This window comes from Dactylosporangium sp. NPDC006015, from assembly GCF_040614215.1.
Classification (GTDB): domain Bacteria; phylum Actinomycetota; class Actinomycetes; order Mycobacteriales; family Micromonosporaceae; genus Dactylosporangium; species Dactylosporangium maewongense.
The window spans coordinates 524,073-541,472 of sequence record NZ_JBEXUD010000002.1 but is presented as its reverse complement, the minus strand read 5'-3'; the positions used below and the strand labels follow the sequence as shown (position 1 = coordinate 541,472).

Genomic DNA, 17,400 nt, shown 5'->3' with positions numbered 1-17,400 from the left:
TTAGCCAGCGAATAGCAAGTGACGCGGCGCACGCGCCGACGATTCGTAGGGTTGCTGGCTGCGTAAACGCCCAGTTCGTCAGCCATATGACAGTGGCCCGGCGCGTCAGCGCCGGGCCACCTGCCGTGAATTGGACTGCTCAGCTCCAGGCCAGCAGCGATCCCTCGGGGTCCTCGAGGAACGCGCCGACGTCGCGCAGGAACTTGGAGCCCAGCTCGCCGTCGATGATCCGGTGGTCGAAGGACAGGCCGAGCGTCGTCACCTGCCGGATCTTGATCTTGCCCTTGTGGACCCACGGGGTGTCCCGGATCGCGCCGAACACCAGGATCGCCGACTCACCCGGGGGCAGGATCGGGGTGCCGGTGTCGACGCCGAAGACGCCGACGCTCGTGATCGTGAACGTCCCGCCGCTCATCGCCGCCGGCGACGTCTTGCCCTCGCGGGCGGTGGCGACGAGGTCGTTCAGCCCGTCGGCCAGCTCCCGTGTGGTGAGCGCGTCGGCGTCCTTGATGTTGGGCACGATCAGCCCGCGCTCCGTCGCCGCGGCGATCCCGAGGTTGACGTAGTGCTTGACCAGGATCTCCGAGCCCTGCCACGTGGAGTTCACCATCGGGTAGCGCTTCAACGAAACCAGGGCCGCCTTGGCGACCATGAGCAGCGGCGACACCCGCACGTCGCGCCAGTCCCGCTTGGCCTTCAGCCGCTCGAGGGCCTTCATCGAGCGGGTCACGTCGACCGTCAGGAACTCGGTGACGTGCGGCGCGGTGAACGCGCTCGCCACCATGTTCTCGGCGGTCAGCTTCCGCACGCCCTTGACCGGGATCCGCTCTTCGCGGCCGACGCGGGACGCCTGGGCCGCCGCCGGGGAAACCGGAGCGGCGGCGGGGGCGGACGACACGGACAGCACGTCGTCCCGCGTGACCGAACCGTTGGGCCCAGTGCCCGTGATCTCCGCGAGGTCGACGCCGAGGTCCCGGGCCAGCTTGCGGACCGGCGGCTTGGCCAGCACGTTGCCCCGCGCTGGCGGCGTCCGGTCCACGGGCTCCGCGACGACGACCGGAGCCGGCGCTACGGGCGTGGCGGGAGGCTTCGGCAGTACAGGTGCCGCGGTTGCACTTGCAGTTGTTCTTGGCCGGCGCTTCGCGGCGGCGGTTTTCGGACCGTAGCCGACGAGCACGGCGGTGCGGCCGCCCGGCGCGGGGCCGCCGATCATGCCGGGCTCGACCGGCGCGTCGCCGGCGATGTCGACGGCCGCCAGCGAGGCCGCGGAAGGCACACCCGTGGAGGGCGCCGGGGCGCCGCCCGGATCGGTGTCGATGGCGATGATCGGGGAGCCGACCTCGACCGTCGTGCCCTCCGGGTGGAAGATCTTGGCGACCTGACCGGCCCACTTCGCGGGGATCTCGACCGCCGCCTTCGCGGTCTCGACCTCCACGATCGGCTGGTTGAGCTCGATCGTGTCGCCGACCTGGACGAGCCACTTGAGGATCTCGCCCTCGGTGAGGCCTTCGCCCAGATCGGGAAGGTTGAACTCTTTGACCCGTGTCACTGCGCGTCCCCCTAGAACCCGAACGAGCGGTCGACGGCGTCGAGCACCCGGTCGAGGTCGGGCAGGTACTCCTCCTCGACCCGGGCGGCCGGGTACGGCGTGTCGAACCCGGTGACGCGCAGGACCGGCGCCTCGAGGGAGTAGAAGCACTCCTCGGTGATCCGGGCCGCGATCTCCGACCCGAGCCCCAGGTTGCCGGGCGCCTCGTGGACGACGATCGCGCGGCCGGTGCGCCGCACCGACTCGTAGACCGGGCCCATGTCCAGCGGCGACAGCGTGCGCAGGTCGATGACCTCCAGGTCGCGCCCGTCCTCGGCGGCGGCGGTCGCGGCGTCCAGCGCGGTGCGGACCATCGGGCCGTAGGCCAGCAGCGTCGCGTCGGTGCCGGGGCGCGCGATCCGCGAGACGTGCAGCGGTGCGCTCGCGGCGTCGACGTTGACCTGGCCCTTCTCCCAGTAGCGGCGCTTGGGCTCCATGAAGACGATCGGGTCGTCGGACTCGATCGACTGCTGGATCATCCAGTACGCGTCGTCGGGGTTGGAGCAGGAGACGACCTTCAGGCCAGCGGTGTGCGCGAAGTAGGCCTCGGGCGACTCGGAGTGGTGCTCGACCGCGCCGATGCCGCCGCCGAAGGGGATCCGGATGACGATCGGCAGCCGGACCTTGCCCTTGGAGCGGTAGTGCATCTTGGCGACCTGCGACACGATCTGGTCATAGGCCGGGTAGACGAACCCGTCGAACTGGATCTCGCACACCGGCCGGTAGCCGCGGATCGCGAGGCCGACGGCGGTGCCGATGATGCCGGACTCGGCGAGCGGGGTGTCGATGACGCGCTCATCGCCGAAGTCCTTCTGCAGGCCGTCGGTGATGCGGAAGACGCCGCCGAGCTTGCCGACGTCCTCGCCCATGACGAGGACCTTGGGGTCGCGCTCCATCGCCCGGCGCAGGCCGGTGTTGAGCGCCTTGCCGATCGTCAGGGTCTCGGCCATCAGTGCCCACTCCCCTCGAACGACGACAGGTACTTGTCGAACTGCGCCTTCTGCTGCTCGAGCTCCGGCGAACCGTGCGGATACACGTGGTCGAACAGGGTGCGCGGATCCGGGTCCGGCATGGTGAGGACGCGCTCGCGCAGGTCGGCGGCGGCGACCCGGGCCTCCTCGTCGACCGCGGCGAAGAAGTCGTCGCCGGCGATGCCCTGCTTGCCGAGGAACGCCCGCAGGCGCGCGATCGGGTCCTTCGCCTGCCACGCCTCGACCTCGCTGGCGATGCGATACCTGGTCGGGTCGTCCGACGTGGTGTGGGCGCCCATCCGGTACGTGTAGGCCTCGATCAGCGAGGGCCCCTGGCCGTGGCGGGCGTCGTCGAGGGCCTTGCGGGTGACCGCGTAGCAGGCGAGCACGTCGTTGCCGTCCACGCGCAGGCCGGGGAAGCCGAAGCCGCTGGCCCGGTGATACAGCGGGACGCGGGTCTGCCGCTCGAGCGGCTCGGAGATCGCGTACTGGTTGTTCTGGCAGAAGAACACCATCGGCGCGTTGAAGACCGACGCCCAGATGAAGGCCTCGTTGACGTCGCCCTGACTGGTGGCGCCGTCGCCGAAGTAGGCGATGACGGCCTCGCCGTCGTCGGAGCCGACCTTGCCGTCCTTGGTCACGCCCATCGCATAGCCGGTCGCGTGCAGCGTCTGCGCGCCGATCACGATCGTGTACATGCCGAAGTTGAACTCGTTGGGGTCCCAGGCGCCCTGGTCGACGCCGCGGAACAGGGTCAGCGGTGCGATCGGGTCGACGCCGCGGCAGTACAGCACGCCGTGCTCGCGGTAGGTTGGGAACGCCATGTCCTGCTTGCGCAGCGCCCGGCCGGAGCCGACCTGCGCCGCTTCCTGGCCCAGCAGGCTCGCCCAGATGCCCAGCTCGCCCTGGCGCTGCAGGGCGGTCGCCTCGGCGTCGAGCTTCCGGACCACGACGAGGTCGTGGTAGAGCGAGCGGTATTCCTCATCGGTGAAGTCGACCGTGTAGTCGGGGTGTTCGACCCGGTCTCCCTCAGGGGTGAGCAGCTGCACGAACGCGGGTTCAGGCGCGGCCCGTGTTCCTGACGTCCGGGCCTTTGCTTCGCCCTTCGCCATCCGTTTCTCCCTGTCGTCTCTCGCGTCGGCAGCGGGGGTAACCCTGCCGCGCAGCGGGGGTGGCTGCTACGCGGCGGCCCTGTTGGAGCCGGCGCGTCGCGGTGGGTGTGAGTGGATCACGCCCGGGAGCCGGCTCTGAGGCTCAGTCGCAGGGTATGCGGACGCTACAGCCCCGTTGCCGGTGTGTGTCCAGCATCGCAGAAGGCGTGTGGATCGACACCATGGAGTCCGGGTTCGTCCGCGTTGCAAGGTCGAAAAATCCCTCCGAACCGGGCAGATCCTCGCCCCGCGTGCGGCAGTTGCTCCCAATGAGCTTCGTTCTGCCTTCCCCCGCACACTGGAGCGCTTCCTTTGGAATCCGACGTCCGTACCCACCGCATACTGTCGCCGAACCGGCGGCCGCTGCTCATTTCCGCGCTGCTCGTGGCGCTGACCTCGGTGCCGACCCTGATCGTGGTCGCCGCCGGCAGCGCCTCGCTGGACACGGCGCCGTCCGTCCGGACGCCGATCGTCGCCGAGCCACGGCCCGGACCGCTCGTGCTCGCCCCGACGCCCAGCAGCGGGCTGCACGGCACGGGCACGCCGTCGCGCGCGGCGGAGCCGACCGCGCCGCTGCCCCCGGCGACCGTGGCGAAGCCGCGCGTCAGCGCGAGGACATCGGGTGGATCAGGCGGCGGTGTCGTCGTCGGTACGGGTACCAAGCCGCCCACGGTGGTGCCGGCTCCGCCGACCGCGCCGGCGCCCGAGGTGCAGGAGCCCCCCGCCGTCGTGCCCACGCCCTCACCGACGAAGGGCGTGCCCATCCAGGACAAGGCGTGGCCGGGGTGGAACGCCACGCGCAAGGGCAAGCCGGAGGCGGTCAAGAGCTGGACCGCGCATCGGCCCCGATCGGGGTCGGCCGATCAGTCAGATCTTGAGGACTGCCCGGCCGCACAGGTTTAGCGCTGGGTCATGAAGTGTGCGCGGGTCATCGGCCGGCGCGTGTGTTGGAGTTGCGGGTCACCATCGCCCAGGCGGTGGAGAACGGCTTGCACGGCCAGCGCGCGCAGCCGGCCGCGCAGCGTGTCGCCTGATGGACGCGTAACGGCTGGTGGCGCGCCACGAGGCGGCGGGCGTCGGTCACGGCGTGGTCATAGATGACGGCCATCAGAACCCCTGCGTCGCGGGTGCGGTCCACAGGATCCAGGCGGGATACAGCTGCTGAGCGGTTGCGAGCGCGTCGTTCGCCGAGCGGAAGACGGCGATCTCGGACTTCCCATTCCCCAGGCGCCAGGTGAGCACGGCCTGATCCGGCAGCTCGTGACCCCAGGCGACAACCTGGGGGTGGTCGTCGTCGAACGGATCGGCGACAATGCCGAAAAGCCGTGGTGCGCCTTCGAGCAGGATCACGTCGTCTTCGATCACGACGGATCTCCCTCCGGCAGAGGAACCATCTCTGACCGCCCCAGAATGCATGTGCAGGTTTCCCGGGGCAATACGTTCCGTCAAACTTGAGTAGAGCAACCCAATCGCTCACTGACGCTCACGCTTGCGCGACAACCCGGTAACGGTGACACTCGTCCTGAGTAATGGAGGTGAGTGGTGTCGCACGCGCACAGCCCCACGTTCCCCCGCTTCCAGCTGGGCAAACAGCTCCGGCGACTGCGCGAGCAGGCGAAGCTCACCACCGAGGACGTCGGTCTACAGCTCGACTGCTCGCCCAGCACGATCAGCCGCATGGAGGGCGGGAAGGTCGGCATCCGCCGCAGCACCCTCGAACAGTTGCTCAAGATTTACGACGTTGATGATAGCGATCTCACGGAGACATTGATCGCGCTTGCGAAGGAAGGCAAGACGCGGGGCTGGTTCGCCCGCTTCGGTGACCTTCCCAGCCACTACTCCCGCTACATCGGCCTGGAGTCCAACGCGATCGAGATGCGGGACTACGAGGCGCTCGTGGTGCCCGGCATGCTCCAGACGGAGGAGTACACGCGGGCGCTGCTCGCCGCCGCCTCCCCGTCCGGCGAGTCGGAGGACGCGGTCCAAGCGCATGTCAGCGCCCGGCGTGAGCGGCAGGAACTGCTCACCCGGGCCGAGAATCCATTGCAGTTCATCGCGGTTCTCGACGAGAGCGTCATCCGGCGCCTCATCGGTGGGGTCGACGTGATGCGGTCGCAGCTCAAGCACCTGGCCGAAATGGGCCGGGCGAGGAACGTGACGATCCAGATACTCCCCTTCAGCGGGGGAGCCTATGCCGGCATGGCTGGATCATTCGCGATCCTCAAGTTCCAAGGTGCACCAAGCGTCGTGTACGCCGAAGCCATGGCCGGCGACATCTACCAGGAAGCCGGAGACGTCCAGCGGTACCACGACGTGTTCGAAAGTCTGCGAGCCGCCGCGCTCAGCCCATTCGAGTCGGTCAAGCTGATCGAGTCAACGGTCGCTGAGACGGCCTGACAACGAAGGAGTGCGCAGAATGGCTGCGCTGAACGAGCGGTGGCACAAGCCCACCCGGAGCGGTAACAACGGACAGTGCGTCGAAGCGCGGTTCGTCGACGGTGTCGTCGAGGTCCGCAACTCCAACTCCCCGGACGCGGGATCCGTGCGCTTCACCCGCGCCGAATGGGAGACCTTCATCGCCGCGGTCGACACCGACGGCGAATTCCGCCTTCCGTAACAAACCTGAGCAACAGCTTCCCCCAACCAAGCCTGAGCAACAGCGAAGGGACCGTCCCGACCGGCGGTCCCTTCGTCGTAGCTGCGAGCCGATTTTATGTTATCGCTCACCGGCTCCATCCATAACCGTGTGGCCACGATCCGCGTGTTGCAACAAAAGGCGTGAAACGGTCAGGCGGCGATCGGCTGGGGTGCAATACCGCGATGTGGGTGTCGCGGCGGCACGCACCGGAGTAAGCATGAACACATGGTGACTGTTCGCGCAGATGACGGCGTAGGTGGCGGGGTCGCGACGCTGCAGCCGACGATCCGGGCGTATCGACCGACGGACCATCGCGAGTGCCGGCAGCTGTGGGCAGAGCTGACCGAGGAGCATCAGCACCTCTACCCGGCGGCGCCACCCGTCAGCGGTGACCCCGGGGCCGCGTTCGAGGAGTACCTCACGCGGCTCGACCTGTCCGGCATGTGGGTCGCGGAGATCCTCGGCGTCGGCGTGGTCGGCATGGTCGGGCTCATCCTCGACGGGCGCGGTGGGCAGGTCGAGCCGCTGGTCGTCGCGTCGTCCCGGCGGGGCGCGGGGATCGGGCGGGCGCTGCTCTCCCACGTCGCCGACCAGGCCAAGCGGCGGGGGCTCGGGCAGCTGAGCATCTCGCCGGCGGCGCGCAACGTCGACGCGATCCGGTGCCTGCAGGCGGCCGGGTATGACGCGCTCGCCCGGGTGACGCTCGCCATCGACCTGCACCCGGACGGCCACGACTGGCACGACGGGATCGACCTGCACGCGCAGCGGTTCCGCTTCTAGCGCCGCTTCCTGCTACTTGCCGCTTCTGGCGGTGTGCTGGCGTTTGTCAAGGTGCGGCCGGCGGTTGTGGATCGAATCGGGCGTTGTCCACAGCCGAAAACCGCGAGTTCCCGTGGGTGGCGGCGACCGCCAGGCTCGGGTGCATGACGACCGCGACCTCGACCCTCGCGCAGCCCCGGCTGCGCCTGCGCACCCCCGCTGACATCCTTGCCGGCACGCCGTATCTGTTCGGGTTCCACCCGTCCGACAGCCTCGTCGCCCTCGGGGTGCGCGACAAGCGGCTGCGCTTCCACATGCGCGACGACCTGCCCGATCCGGGCGAGGACCTCGACACCCTGGCCGACGGCTATGGCGCCCTGTTCGCCCGCCAGGACGTCGACCACGTCGTGCTCATCGGCTATGGCCCGCCCGAGCGCGTCGAGACCCTCATCCACGCCACCACCGCCGCGATGCGCCGCCACGGCATCGCCGTGCACGAGATGCTCTGGGCCCACGAGGGGCGCTACCGGTCGCTGATCTGCGAGTCGCCCTACTGCTGCCCGACCGAAGGCCAGCCCTATGACGTCGAGACGTCCGCGGTCGCGGCGACCGCCACCCTGATCGGGATGGTCGCGCTGCCCGACCGGGCCGCCCTCGTCGCCAGCCTCGCCGCCCCGACCGGCCCCGCCCTCGACGCCGCCGAGCGCGCCACCCGCCAGGCCCAGACCCGCCTCGTCCACTCGCCCGGCACGCCCGCCGAAGGCGTCGCCTCCATCGACGCTGCGCTGCGCCGCGTCCGCGCCGGCGAGGGCCTCACCGACGAGGAGGTCGCCTGGCTCGCGTTCCTCCTCCACAGCCTGCCCCTGCGCGACGATGCCTGGCTGCGCATCGACCGCGACCTCGACACCGACCTCGACCTCCACGACCGCCTGTGGACCGACGTGCTGCGCCGCTGCGCCCCCACGTTCGCCGCCCCGGCCGCGATGCTCGTCGCCTATGCGTCCTGGCGATCCGGCAATGGTGTCCGCTCCCGGATCGCCCTGGACCGCGCGTTCGACGCCGACCCTGGCTATCGTGCCGCCAAGCTCATGGCCGAGATCCTCGACCGCGGCCTGTCCCCGCAGTCCCTGCCCCCGATCGGCCGCCGCGACGGCCGCCGCCCCACCCCGCCCCGCCGCCGCACCACCCGCCGCCGAAGGCGCTGAACCCTGCCTGGCGCCGCCCCACCCCGGCGTGCGTTGGCGGTCTACCTGCGTGCCGCTGCGGGCTCGGGTGTGGGGCGTCGGGTGGTCCGCTCGGTGCCGCGTTCCTGATTGATGGGAGGTGTTCAGGGCGTCGTGCCTGGTTGCGACCACGAGCCATGAGCTGTTGCGGGCGGCGGTCGACGCCGCGTTCGACCTGGTTGCGGGTGTTTGCCGGTCCGGGTCGGACGCGGGTGGTCGGTCGCGGTGAGGTCCTCTCGGTCCGGTTGGCGATCTGTCCTTCGGTCGCGGGGGCACCGCCACCGTCCTGCGGGCCGCCCTGGATGAGGGTGCCTTGCCGTCCAGCCGAGTCCGGGCGGCGTGCTGGTGCGTGCGCACCGCCGGGGACTGTGGATGCGCCGTTCGTCTGAGGGCTGACCCGGCATTCCCGCCCGCGGGGAACTCGGCCGGTGTGATCAGGTCTGGGGCAGGCCGGTGATGCGGTGGGCGCCGGTGTAGACGTTGAAGGTCTGGCCGCGCAGGAAGCCGACGAGGGTCAGTCCTGCCTCCTCGGCCAGGTCGACGGCCAGGGTGCTCGGCGCCGACACCGCGGCCAGCACCGGAATGCCTGCCATCCAGGCCTTCTGGCACAGCTCGAAGCTCGCCCGGCCGCTGACCATCAGCACGTGACCGGCGAGCGGCAGGCGGTCCTGTCGCGCGGCCCAGCCGATCACCTTGTCCACGGCGTTGTGCCGGCCCACGTCCTCCCGGAGGCAGACCAGGCGCCCGGCCGCGTCGAACAGCCCGGCCGCGTGCAGGCCGCCCGTCGTCCTGAACGCCCGCTGGCCCGCCCGCAGCGCGTCGGGCAGGTCGGCCAGCACGGCCGGGGCCACCCGGATGCCGTCCGCCGCGACGTCGAACTGTGAGCGTGTCCGCACGGCGTCGATGCTGGCCTTGCCGCACACGCCGCACGAGGAGGTGGTGTAGAAGTTCCGGCTCGGATCGGTCTGCGGGGCCGGGACCCCGTCGGCGAGCACCACGTCCACGACGTTGTAGGTGTTCGCTTCCTGGTCGCCGGCGCACAGCTGCGCCGTCCGCACGTCCGCGGCGGATCTGATGATCCCCTCGGTGAGGAGGAACCCGATCGCCAGGTCGAGGTCGTCACCGGGGGTCCGCATCGTGACCGCCAGCGCGGGGCGTGGCGTCCCGGCCGGTCCGACCCTGATCTCCAGCGGCTCCTCGGCGATCAAGGTGTCGGGCCCGACCTTTGCGGAGACCCCCGCCGGGCCGTCCGGGGCGGGGGTGACGGTGACCCGGGTGATCGTGCGCCGTTGCGTGACGCGTCCCATGGTCGGGCCTCCAGATGCGGGGAGTGGTTCCGGTCGTTGCCCGCTCGACGGTACGTTCTGCCCATGGGCGCAGCCACCGCATGGCCGGGACTCGTGGCCGTGATCCTCGCCGGGGGTGGCGGCACGCGCCTCGGTGGCCAGGACAAGCCGATGCTGCCCGTCGCCGGGGTGCCGATGCTCGACAGGGTGCTCGCCGCGGTCGAGGGGGCGGCGCTGCGGATCGTGGTCGGGCCGCCCCGGGAGGGGCTGCCCGCGGGGGTGCGCACCGTCCGCGAGGAGCCGCCCGGTGCCGGCCCGGCGGCCGCGACCGCCGCTGCGCTCGGCCTCGTCCCGCGAGCGGCGTCGGAGGACCAGGCAGAAGCGGAGGAAGGGCCGGCGCTGGTCGGGCTGTTCGCCGCGGATCTGCCGTACCTCACGACTGAAGGAGTCGAGGTCCTGCTCGCGGCGGTCGAGAGCCACGCGGATGGCGCGGTGTTCGTCGACGGGCGCGGCAAGCGGCAGCTGCTGTGCGGGGTGTGGCGGGCCGGCGCGCTGCGGGATGCGGTCGAGCAGCTCGGGGCGCCCGAAGGCCGGTCGATGCGGGCGGTGTTGGATGGGCTGGACGTGGTCGAGGTCGAGTGGACCGGTTCCGGGCCGGCGCCGTACTTCGACTGCGACACCGAAGAAGACCTGCGGCGAGCAGACGGGGGTGGAGACCGATGAGCGGGAATCCGGAGCTGGCGGCGTGGGTGGTGCGGGCGTGCGCTGAGCTCGGGCTGGAGCCGTTGGGCGCGGGGGAGCAGGACGCGATCCTCGACCTCGCGCGGGACGTGGCGCACAACGTGGCCCGGCCGGGGGCGCCGTTGACCGCGTTCCTGCTGGGGGTCGCCGTCGGGCGGGGCGCCGACCTTGAGGAGGCCCGGGCGCGGCTCGTCGCCCTGGTGGACGAGGGCTGACCGACGCCACGACCCGGAAGCAACCAGTCCGAGGAGCCCGAGGCACCCGGGACGTGCGTCGTCTGGATAGGGTGAGCCCGGGGGGATTGGAGGCGGTCATGGCGGATGATCAGGACTACGAGGCGGCGCTGTTCGACGACGAGGACCCGATCGGCGGGGACCTCAAGGAGAAGGTCGCCGAGGCCTGGCGCGACTTCGCGCGGCACCTGGTCGACGCGCTGCGGCAGCTCGCCCCCGGCACGACGCTCGATCTGACGCTCGACCCGACGGCGTCCGGGACCGGCGACGCCATCTACTCGGTGCAGGTGACCGGCGAGGACGGCGACATGCTCGCCGCGACCGCCGTCGGCAACGCCGACCTGCCCGCGGCGTATCGGCTGGGGCGGACCGTGATCGCGCAGACGGTGGCGCTCGGGTGGTCGCCGCCGGGGGTGGTGCCGGGCTCGGGCGAGGCGTTCGGCGTGCGGGTGCCCAAGAGCGAGGCCATCCAGCTCAGCCGGCTCATCATGCGGACGCTGCGCGACATCTACGGCACGCCGCACCCTGCGTTCCTCACCTATCTCGCCCACGACGCGCAGGGGCTGGTGGCGGCCCTGCCGTCGCTCGGCGTCGCCCGGTCGCTCGCGTCGATCGTCGAGACCGACGGCGACGGGCCGGTGGCGGTGGTGCGGGCGAAGCAGCACCAGGCGGGTGACGAGCAGGACGACCTGCCGCTGCACGACAAGGTGATCACGGTCGTGGCCCGGCTGATGAAGACGACGCCGGAGGAGCTGACGATCGACCCGGACGGTGACATCGGCATCCGGTCCGGGTCGGCGATGGTGTTCGTCCGGGTGCGGGACAACCCGCCGCTGGTCGACGTGTATTCGCCGGTGCTGACCGAGATCGAGCCGACCGAGCGGCTTTACGTGAAGCTGTCCGAGCTCACCAACCGGATGCCGATCGGCCGGCTGTACTGCACCAACGACACGGTGTGGGCGTCGGTGCCGGTGTTCGGCCGGGACTTCCAGGCGACCCACCTGATGCTCGCCGTGCAGGTGATGACCGGGCTCGCGGATGAGCTGGACGACCGCCTGCAGGGCGAGTTCGGCGGGAAGCGGTTCTTCGGCGAGAACGACACCCCCAAGCAGGTCGAAGGCGAGCGCACCGGGATGTACCTGTAAAGCGCGGCAGACGCTAGAGCCCGCAGGAGCGGCGCAGCGCCCGGGACACCCGGCCGAAGAGGTCGACGTCCCGCGTGCGCAGCAGCGTGACCCGCGTGCCGCGGTAGTCGGCGAGCAGCGTGTGCTGCCGTGGCCAGCGGCGTGCGTAGACGACCCCGACGACCCAGGTGATCAGCAGCGCCGACAGCGCGACCAGGATGACCGGCACGGAGCCGGTGGTCGCCGCCGCGCCGAGGACGACGACGTTCGCGATCCCGACCGCGACGCACGCCCGCACGCCCGGGTGCAGGGTGCCGGTGCCGTGCGCCGGTCGCGACAGCTCCGCGATCTCGTAGCGGCCGCGGTCGGTGGCGAAGATCCGGTCGGTGACCAGGATCCCGTGCTGGTTGTAGTGGATGACCGGCCGGGACTCGAACGACTGGGGTGCGTAGGAACTCATGGTCGCGCTCCCTTGCTGCTGGTCGGGGCCCGGATCGCGGACGCCGACGCGACGAACGAGGAAGGCGGCAACCGGCCACGGTGACGGCCGCCGTCCAGCGTGCCTCCTGGGATGAGGCACATCGAAGCCCAAGCGTCGCCGTCGCTGGGTGAGGCGGATCATGCAACCTCACTAGTAGCTTCTAACTTGATTACGCATCAACTCGCTGTCAGATGCAAGTGCAACCCAGTGCCGAAAGTTCTCAGTATTTGAGTGTGGATGCGGTACGGTGTGGTCGATGTCCTCGAAGCCGAGCCCGACTCTGCTCCGTCGCCAGCTCGGAGCCGAGCTGCGCCGGTTGCGGGAGGCTGCCCGGAAGACGGCCGCCGATGTCGCAGCCGAGCTCAAGTGGTCCGAGTCCAAGGTCAGCCGGATCGAGACCGCCAACAGCAGCGTCCGCAACCCGGACCTGACGAAGCTCTTCGACCTCTACCAGACCGCAGAGGCCGAGCGCACCCGCATCACCGCCCTCGCCGCGCAATCGCGCCAGCGGGCCTGGTGGGAAGCCTATGGCGACGCATTGCTCGGCGCCTATGAAACAATGATCGGGTTCGAATCCGAGGCATCCGACGTCTACATCTACGACGCGGTCATTCTCCACGGACTTCTGCAGACCGTGGAATACGCCGGCGCGATCATCAATTCGGTGTCCGTGGGGGAGCGGCCCGATGTGGTGAACCAGCGGGTGTCGGTCCGGATGGCGCGACAGGCCGTCCTGACCCGTGACCCGCCGCCGCGGATCTGGGCGATTCTCGACGAGGCGGTCCTCAAGCGGCCGGTCGGCGGTCATGATGTCATGCGAAGGCAGCTCATGAGGCTCCTGGAGATCGCCGACCGTCCGACGGTGACGCTGCAGATGGTGCCGTTCGACCGTGGGGCGCACCGGGGGATCGACGGGGCGTTCACGGTGCTCGACTTCGTCGGCGAGACCGAGCAGTCGCTCGTGTATTGCGACGGAATGACCGGCGGGGTGTTTCGCAACCGCCCCGAGGAAGTGCGGCGCTACCTGGTCGCCTTCGAATCGTTGCGCACTGTGGCGCTGAGCCACGCGGAAACACTTGATTACATTCAGCGGGCTATTCGCGAATACGAATAGCCCAGGTTCTAGGGGTCATCATCATGAGCATTGTGTGGCGTAAAAGCACGCGCAGCGGCGGCAACGGTTGCGTCGAGGTGTTACTCGACCCGAAGGCCGTCGGCATCCGGGACTCGAAGGACGCCAACAGCCCGGAGATCTTCGTGGACGCCGCCGCCTGGAGGGCGTTCGTGCAGCACGTCGCCGGAGAGCAGCGCTGACCAGACGGCGGACAGCGCTGACCGTGCGGCGGCGCTGACCGCCCAGCCGCGCCGACCGCCCAGCGGCGCAGAACCGAAACGATCCAGCTAGAGCGCGATCCAGGCCTGCTCGGCCAGGGTCGCCGCGTCGGTCGCCTTCAGCCCCTGCTCCGACAGGGTCCACAAAGTGCCACCGATGATCAGCGAGCGGCGGATCGCCGTGTAGCGACCGGGGTGGGTGATCGCACCCGCCTCGGTGATCGCCGAGTCGCCGACCTTCAGCACCAGCACGGCCGGCTGGGTGTCGCGCCAGACCGGCACCGCGAGCAGCCCCAGCGGCGCCCAGTAGAGGAACGCGTGCGGGTCGTACTCCGCCTCGGAGCTGCCGCCCTGCCGCTTGAACTGCGCGACCCGCGACGGGTGCGCCGGGTCCCGCACGTCGAACAGCGACACCTGCATACCCTGCACCCGGCCCTGCGCGTTGGCGTCCTGCCCCAGGCCGAGCAGCCGCCCGTCGCCCGCGGGGTGCAGGTATGCCGAGTAGCCCGGGATCTTCAGCTCCCCGACCACCTTCGGTGCCGCGGGGTCGCGCAGGTCGAGCGTGTAGAGCGGGTCGGTCTGCCGGAACGTGACCACGTAGCCGGTCGTGCCGATGAACCGCACGGAATAGATCCGCTCGCCCTTGCCGAGGCCGTCGACGCGACCCGCCTCGGTGAGCCGGCCGCCGTCGCGGCGCAGCACGTACACCGCCGACGCCGTCGTGTTGTCGGCCGACATCGTCGTGGCGATCCGCAGGTGCCCGTCCCACTCCGACATCGAGTACTGGTTGAGCAGCCAGCCCGGCACCTCACCCGACGCGACGAACCGGGGGCTGCCCGGCGCGCCGATGTCGAACTTGAACACCTGGGTCGACGGCCGGGCCGGCGACGTCGCGACCTTCCTGCGCACCACGTCGGCGGCGAGCATCCGCCAGCGCTGGTCGTTGGCGATGTACAGGCTGGGCCCGTTGGCGTAGACGGTGTCGCCGTCGGCCACGACCGAGACCGGGTCGCCGCCGCCGAGCGCCGCACCGCCCAGGTCGAAGGTCAGCACCGTCAGCATCGACGTTGCCGAGTAGGTCGCCGGCCGGCTCACCGCGCCGCAGTCGACCCGCCCCTCGGTGCGCTTGCCGGCGGCGTCGGTCGCGGCCCACTTCGGCAGCCACGCGTCGACCGGCGCGGCCATGACCGCCGAACGGTTCGCCGCGATCCGCGCGTCGGCGCTGCCGAGCTTCGAGTTGTCGGGGAACGCGATCCGCGGCCGGGACACCACGACCACGCGGGCGGTGCCGCCGACCTGCCGGGCGTCGAGCAGGCCGCCCTCGACGGTGAACCGGCCGATCACCTTCGGCGCGCCGGCGAGGTCGACCAGCGTCATCTGCGCGCCCGACACACCGGGCACGTCGTCGAAGCCGGCCCGGTAGTCGTAGCCGAGCACCAGCGCGCGGTCCCCGGACAGCAGCAGCTCCGTGGCGTTGGCGGCGCTCTTGCCGCTGACGTCGTCGACGGTGCCGATGGCCAGGGAGCCGGTCACCGCCCGGCCGGCGACGTCGACGACCTTCAGGGTGCCGCGCGACAGCGTCACGATCCGTTTGCCGTCGGTCTTCACGAGATCCGGCTCGTCGACACCCGCCTCATGGGTGTTGGTGCCAGAGAACTCCTGACCGGCCGGCGCGGCCGCCTTGCCGCTGTTGAGCCCGCCCTGCCGCTGTGCGCCGGTGTCCTCGGCGCGGCCGCCGCGCAGCATGCCGCCGTCGTTCAGGAACCCCCACGGCCCGACCACACCCGCGGCGGCGTCCCGCAGCGACGACAGCAGCTGCTCGCAGGAGTCGAACGCCACCAGCTTGAACACCGGCTCCGGCCCGGCGACCGTGGCCGGCGCGGACTTCGGCGACCCGCCGCCCGTACATCCGGCGACAACGAAAACCAGGGCACTCAACGCGGCAAGCGAGCGTCTCATGCGTGCTAGGACGTGGCGGGTGTCGATCCGGTTCCCGGCACGGTGACGACTTTCGGCGCCAGCCGCTCGACCAGCCGTGACAGCACGATCATGCTGCGGGTCGACGTCACGAAGGGCTCGGCGCGCAGCCGTTCGAGGGCCTCCTCGAGCCCCGCCATGTCGACCGCCCGCAGGTGGACCAGCGCGTCGGCCTCACCCGAGATGGTGTAGGCGCCGACGACCGCCGGGTGGCGCTTCGCGGCGTTGCGGATCTGCTGCGGCGACGTCCGCCCGGTGCAGAACAGCTCGACGAACGCCTCCGTCGTCCACCCCAGCGCGTCCGGGTCGACGAGCGCCGTATAGCCGCGGATCACTCCGGTCGATCGAAGCCGGTCGACGCGACGCTTCACGGCCGGTGCGGACAGCGCCACCTGCGATCCGATGTCCGCATACGATGAGCGGGCGTCCTCCTGCAGCAACGCAATGATCTGCTGGTCGATCGGGTCGAGGCGCAACAAATCCCTCCTCGAAAGCAAGCAATACCGCTGTTTTGTGCAACCCCGCAAATCTACCGTTTGATCTCGTGACCCACGTCGAGCGGCAGCCACGCGAGCGCACCTACCTGATGTCGCCACCCGAGCACTTCGTGGTGGAGTACGCGATCAACCCGTGGATGGACGTGTCCACGCCGGTCGACACCGAGCTCGCCCTGAAGCAGTGGGAGGGCCTGCGGGAGACCCTGGTGCGGCTCGGCCACCAGGTGCACGTGCTGCCCTCGGAGATCGGCCTGCCGGACATGGTCTACGCGGCCAACGGGGCGTTCAGCGTCGACGGCGTCGTCTACGGGGCGCGCTTCAAGTACCCGCAGCGCATCGCCGAGGCCGCCGCGCACCGGCGGTTCTACGACAACCACGGCTGGAAGTTCGTCGCGCCGGCCGAGACCAACGAGGGCGAGGGCGACTTCGCCTACCTGCCCGACGCGCTCGGCGGCGGCGTGATCCTGGCCGGTCACGGCTTCCGGACCGAGACCTCGGCGCACTCGGAGGCGCAGGAGGCGCTCGGCCGGCCGGTGGTCTCGCTGCGCCTCGTCGACCCGCGCTTCTACCACCTCGACGTCGCGCTGGCGTCGCTGGACGACCGCACCGTCGTCTACTACCCGGGCGCGTTCTCGGCCGCGTCCCAGCGGGTGCTCGCGCAGCTCTTCCCGGACGCCGTCGTCGCCGACGAGGAGGACGCCCTGTCGTTCGGGCTCAACCTCGTCTCCGACGGGCGCAACGTGGTGCTCAACAGTGAAGCCACCGCCCTCGCGGCAAAACTCCGCCAGGCGGGTTACGCGCCTGTACCGGTGGAGCTGACCGAGCTCAAGAAGGGCGGCGGCTCCGTGAAGTGCTGCATCGCCGAACTTCGGCCTTAAGAGGTCGCCGGAGCCGGCGCTGGGGTTTCGGTCCCGGTCCCGGTCCCGGTCCCGGCCGTGGACTGGATCAGCACGATCTGCGCCGTGTAGGTCGTGGTGGGGGACGCCGCCGGGCTCCCGCCGCCGCCGCTGACCGTGATCGGGCCGCCGACCACCACCATGGAGCCCGCCTGCAGTGCGCCGGGCTGCACGCTCATGTGGTCGTTGTAGATCTTGGCGTTCTGGGCCAGGGTCCACGTCTTGGTGTAGCCGTCGGTCGACCGGACCGTCACGGACGTTTCCGTCGCCGCCGTCGCGGTGCCGTTCTGCATCGCGACCCGTATCGGGCCCTTCTTCGTCTGCACGATGCCCTCACCGTGCAGCACGTTCTTGAGCCAGTTCTCGTGCTGGCCACCCTGACCGGTCTCGCCGGGTGTCGGATCCGCCAGTGCGACCCCCGGCAGGGAGCCGACGATCACCAGGATCACGGCACTGAGCAACAGGCCTATGCGTGTGCGTCGCATCTGGGTACCTCCTGTCCG

The 17,400-nt window shown here is 70.5% G+C and carries 20 protein-coding genes; 11 read left to right on the top strand and 9 right to left on the bottom strand.

The window, feature by feature from the left end:
* Positions 1-139: 139 nt before the first annotated feature.
* From ABZ321_RS05480 to pdhA, 3 genes are read right to left on the bottom strand one after another with little or no spacing between them, the layout of a single operon-like run.
* On the bottom strand, positions 140-1,549 hold the full coding sequence (locus ABZ321_RS05480; protein WP_344508272.1) for a dihydrolipoamide acetyltransferase family protein: 1,410 nt from the start codon (positions 1,547-1,549) through the stop codon (positions 140-142).
* A gap of 11 nt (positions 1,550-1,560) precedes the next feature.
* Positions 1,561-2,541: an alpha-ketoacid dehydrogenase subunit beta gene (locus ABZ321_RS05475; protein WP_344508598.1), complete on the bottom strand. Its 981-nt coding sequence runs from the start codon at positions 2,539-2,541 to the stop codon at positions 1,561-1,563.
* Complete coding sequence (pdhA, locus tag ABZ321_RS05470) at positions 2,538-3,671, bottom strand: pyruvate dehydrogenase (acetyl-transferring) E1 component subunit alpha (RefSeq protein ID WP_344508270.1); 1,134 nt, start codon at positions 3,669-3,671, stop codon at positions 2,538-2,540. The genes ABZ321_RS05475 and pdhA overlap by 4 nt, the downstream gene beginning before the upstream one ends.
* A gap of 351 nt (positions 3,672-4,022) precedes the next feature.
* On the opposite strand from pdhA, the gene ABZ321_RS05465 reads away from it, so the two are divergent.
* Positions 4,023-4,613 (top strand): hypothetical protein, encoded by a 591-nt coding sequence (locus ABZ321_RS05465; RefSeq protein WP_344508268.1) that lies wholly within the window; start codon positions 4,023-4,025, stop codon positions 4,611-4,613.
* Between the two features lie 204 nt (positions 4,614-4,817).
* Here the strand turns inward: ABZ321_RS05465 and ABZ321_RS05460 are convergent, their stop codons facing one another.
* Positions 4,818-5,075 (bottom strand): hypothetical protein, encoded by a 258-nt coding sequence (locus ABZ321_RS05460; protein WP_344508266.1) that lies wholly within the window; start codon positions 5,073-5,075, stop codon positions 4,818-4,820.
* Between the two features lie 177 nt (positions 5,076-5,252).
* On the opposite strand from ABZ321_RS05460, the gene ABZ321_RS05455 reads away from it, so the two are divergent.
* The 4 genes from ABZ321_RS05455 to ABZ321_RS05440 all read left to right on the top strand — a co-directional run bounded on the left by ABZ321_RS05455 (position 5,253) and on the right by ABZ321_RS05440 (position 8,312).
* Positions 5,253-6,107, top strand: coding sequence for a helix-turn-helix transcriptional regulator (locus tag ABZ321_RS05455; RefSeq protein ID WP_344508264.1), 855 nt, complete (start codon positions 5,253-5,255; stop codon positions 6,105-6,107).
* A gap of 19 nt (positions 6,108-6,126) precedes the next feature.
* Positions 6,127-6,327, top strand: a complete 201-nt coding sequence (locus tag ABZ321_RS05450) for a DUF397 domain-containing protein (protein ID WP_344508262.1) — start codon at positions 6,127-6,129, stop codon at positions 6,325-6,327.
* Between the two features lie 246 nt (positions 6,328-6,573).
* A complete protein-coding gene (locus tag ABZ321_RS05445; RefSeq protein ID WP_344508261.1) occupies positions 6,574-7,128 on the top strand; it encodes a GNAT family N-acetyltransferase in 555 nt (184 codons plus the stop codon).
* A gap of 143 nt (positions 7,129-7,271) precedes the next feature.
* Positions 7,272-8,312, top strand: coding sequence for a DUF4192 domain-containing protein (locus tag ABZ321_RS05440; protein WP_354889541.1), 1,041 nt, complete (start codon positions 7,272-7,274; stop codon positions 8,310-8,312).
* Positions 8,313-8,764: 452 nt separating this feature from the next.
* Here the strand turns inward: ABZ321_RS05440 and fdhD are convergent, their stop codons facing one another.
* On the bottom strand, positions 8,765-9,637 hold the full coding sequence (fdhD, locus tag ABZ321_RS05435; RefSeq protein WP_354889539.1) for a formate dehydrogenase accessory sulfurtransferase FdhD: 873 nt from the start codon (positions 9,635-9,637) through the stop codon (positions 8,765-8,767).
* A gap of 99 nt (positions 9,638-9,736) precedes the next feature.
* Here fdhD and ABZ321_RS05430 point away from each other — a divergent pair, with 99 nt between their 5' ends.
* The 3 genes from ABZ321_RS05430 (at position 9,737) to ABZ321_RS05420 (ending at position 11,735) form a co-directional block, all read left to right on the top strand.
* Positions 9,737-10,339, top strand: coding sequence for an NTP transferase domain-containing protein (locus ABZ321_RS05430; protein ID WP_354889711.1), 603 nt, complete (start codon positions 9,737-9,739; stop codon positions 10,337-10,339).
* On the top strand, positions 10,336-10,572 hold the full coding sequence (locus tag ABZ321_RS05425) for a DUF6457 domain-containing protein (RefSeq protein WP_344508255.1): 237 nt from the start codon (positions 10,336-10,338) through the stop codon (positions 10,570-10,572). Before ABZ321_RS05430 ends, ABZ321_RS05425 begins: the two co-directional genes overlap by 4 nt.
* A gap of 98 nt (positions 10,573-10,670) precedes the next feature.
* Positions 10,671-11,735 carry a hypothetical protein gene (locus ABZ321_RS05420; protein ID WP_354889537.1) on the top strand — a complete coding sequence of 355 codons (1,065 nt, stop codon included), beginning with the start codon at positions 10,671-10,673 and terminating at the stop codon, positions 11,733-11,735.
* A 13-nt stretch (positions 11,736-11,748) separates the two neighbouring features.
* On the opposite strand, the gene ABZ321_RS05415 is transcribed toward ABZ321_RS05420, so the two are convergent.
* Entirely contained in the window at positions 11,749-12,174 is a 426-nt protein-coding gene (locus ABZ321_RS05415; RefSeq protein ID WP_354889535.1) for a DUF6232 family protein, read from the bottom strand.
* Positions 12,175-12,451: 277 nt separating this feature from the next.
* Between ABZ321_RS05415 and ABZ321_RS05410 the strand changes: the two genes are divergently transcribed.
* Both ABZ321_RS05410 and ABZ321_RS05405 read left to right on the top strand, forming a co-directional pair.
* Positions 12,452-13,309, top strand: a complete 858-nt coding sequence (locus ABZ321_RS05410) for a helix-turn-helix transcriptional regulator (RefSeq protein WP_344508249.1) — start codon at positions 12,452-12,454, stop codon at positions 13,307-13,309.
* Positions 13,310-13,332: 23 nt separating this feature from the next.
* Complete coding sequence (locus tag ABZ321_RS05405) at positions 13,333-13,509, top strand: DUF397 domain-containing protein (protein WP_344508247.1); 177 nt, start codon at positions 13,333-13,335, stop codon at positions 13,507-13,509.
* A gap of 87 nt (positions 13,510-13,596) precedes the next feature.
* On the opposite strand, the gene ABZ321_RS05400 is transcribed toward ABZ321_RS05405, so the two are convergent.
* On the bottom strand, positions 13,597-15,486 hold the full coding sequence (locus ABZ321_RS05400; RefSeq protein WP_354889532.1) for a beta-propeller domain-containing protein: 1,890 nt from the start codon (positions 15,484-15,486) through the stop codon (positions 13,597-13,599).
* 5 nt (positions 15,487-15,491) lie between these two features.
* Positions 15,492-15,980, bottom strand: coding sequence for an Lrp/AsnC family transcriptional regulator (locus tag ABZ321_RS05395; protein WP_354889530.1), 489 nt, complete (start codon positions 15,978-15,980; stop codon positions 15,492-15,494).
* 68 nt (positions 15,981-16,048) lie between these two features.
* Here ABZ321_RS05395 and ddaH point away from each other — a divergent pair, with 68 nt between their 5' ends.
* Positions 16,049-16,879, top strand: a complete 831-nt coding sequence (gene ddaH, locus ABZ321_RS05390) for a dimethylargininase (RefSeq protein WP_354889528.1) — start codon at positions 16,049-16,051, stop codon at positions 16,877-16,879.
* Here ddaH and ABZ321_RS05385 read toward each other — a convergent pair.
* Entirely contained in the window at positions 16,876-17,382 is a 507-nt protein-coding gene (locus ABZ321_RS05385; protein WP_354889526.1) for a hypothetical protein, read from the bottom strand. The genes ddaH and ABZ321_RS05385 overlap by 4 nt on opposite strands.
* Positions 17,383-17,400 lie beyond the last annotated feature (18 nt).

What these genes read in the sequence shown, in the direction of transcription:
- ABZ321_RS05385 (WP_354889526.1), bottom strand. Translation starts at nt 17,382, where the DNA reads ATGCGACGCACACGCATAGGCCTGTTGCTCAGTGCCGTGATCCTGGTG.
- ABZ321_RS05400 (WP_354889532.1), bottom strand. Translation starts at nt 15,486, where the DNA reads ATGAGACGCTCGCTTGCCGCGTTGAGTGCCCTGGTTTTCGTTGTCGCC.
- fdhD (WP_354889539.1), bottom strand. Translation starts at nt 9,637, where the DNA reads ATGGGACGCGTCACGCAACGGCGCACGATCACCCGGGTCACCGTCACC.
- ABZ321_RS05450 (WP_344508262.1), top strand. Translation starts at nt 6,127, where the DNA reads ATGGCTGCGCTGAACGAGCGGTGGCACAAGCCCACCCGGAGCGGTAAC.
- ABZ321_RS05440 (WP_354889541.1), top strand. Translation starts at nt 7,272, where the DNA reads ATGACGACCGCGACCTCGACCCTCGCGCAGCCCCGGCTGCGCCTGCGC.
- ABZ321_RS05445 (WP_344508261.1), top strand. Translation starts at nt 6,574, where the DNA reads ATGGTGACTGTTCGCGCAGATGACGGCGTAGGTGGCGGGGTCGCGACG.
- ABZ321_RS05410 (WP_344508249.1), top strand. Translation starts at nt 12,452, where the DNA reads ATGTCCTCGAAGCCGAGCCCGACTCTGCTCCGTCGCCAGCTCGGAGCC.
- ABZ321_RS05415 (WP_354889535.1), bottom strand. Translation starts at nt 12,174, where the DNA reads ATGAGTTCCTACGCACCCCAGTCGTTCGAGTCCCGGCCGGTCATCCAC.
- ABZ321_RS05420 (WP_354889537.1), top strand. Translation starts at nt 10,671, where the DNA reads ATGGCGGATGATCAGGACTACGAGGCGGCGCTGTTCGACGACGAGGAC.
- ABZ321_RS05405 (WP_344508247.1), top strand. Translation starts at nt 13,333, where the DNA reads ATGAGCATTGTGTGGCGTAAAAGCACGCGCAGCGGCGGCAACGGTTGC.
- pdhA (WP_344508270.1), bottom strand. Translation starts at nt 3,671, where the DNA reads ATGGCGAAGGGCGAAGCAAAGGCCCGGACGTCAGGAACACGGGCCGCG.
- ABZ321_RS05425 (WP_344508255.1), top strand. Translation starts at nt 10,336, where the DNA reads ATGAGCGGGAATCCGGAGCTGGCGGCGTGGGTGGTGCGGGCGTGCGCT.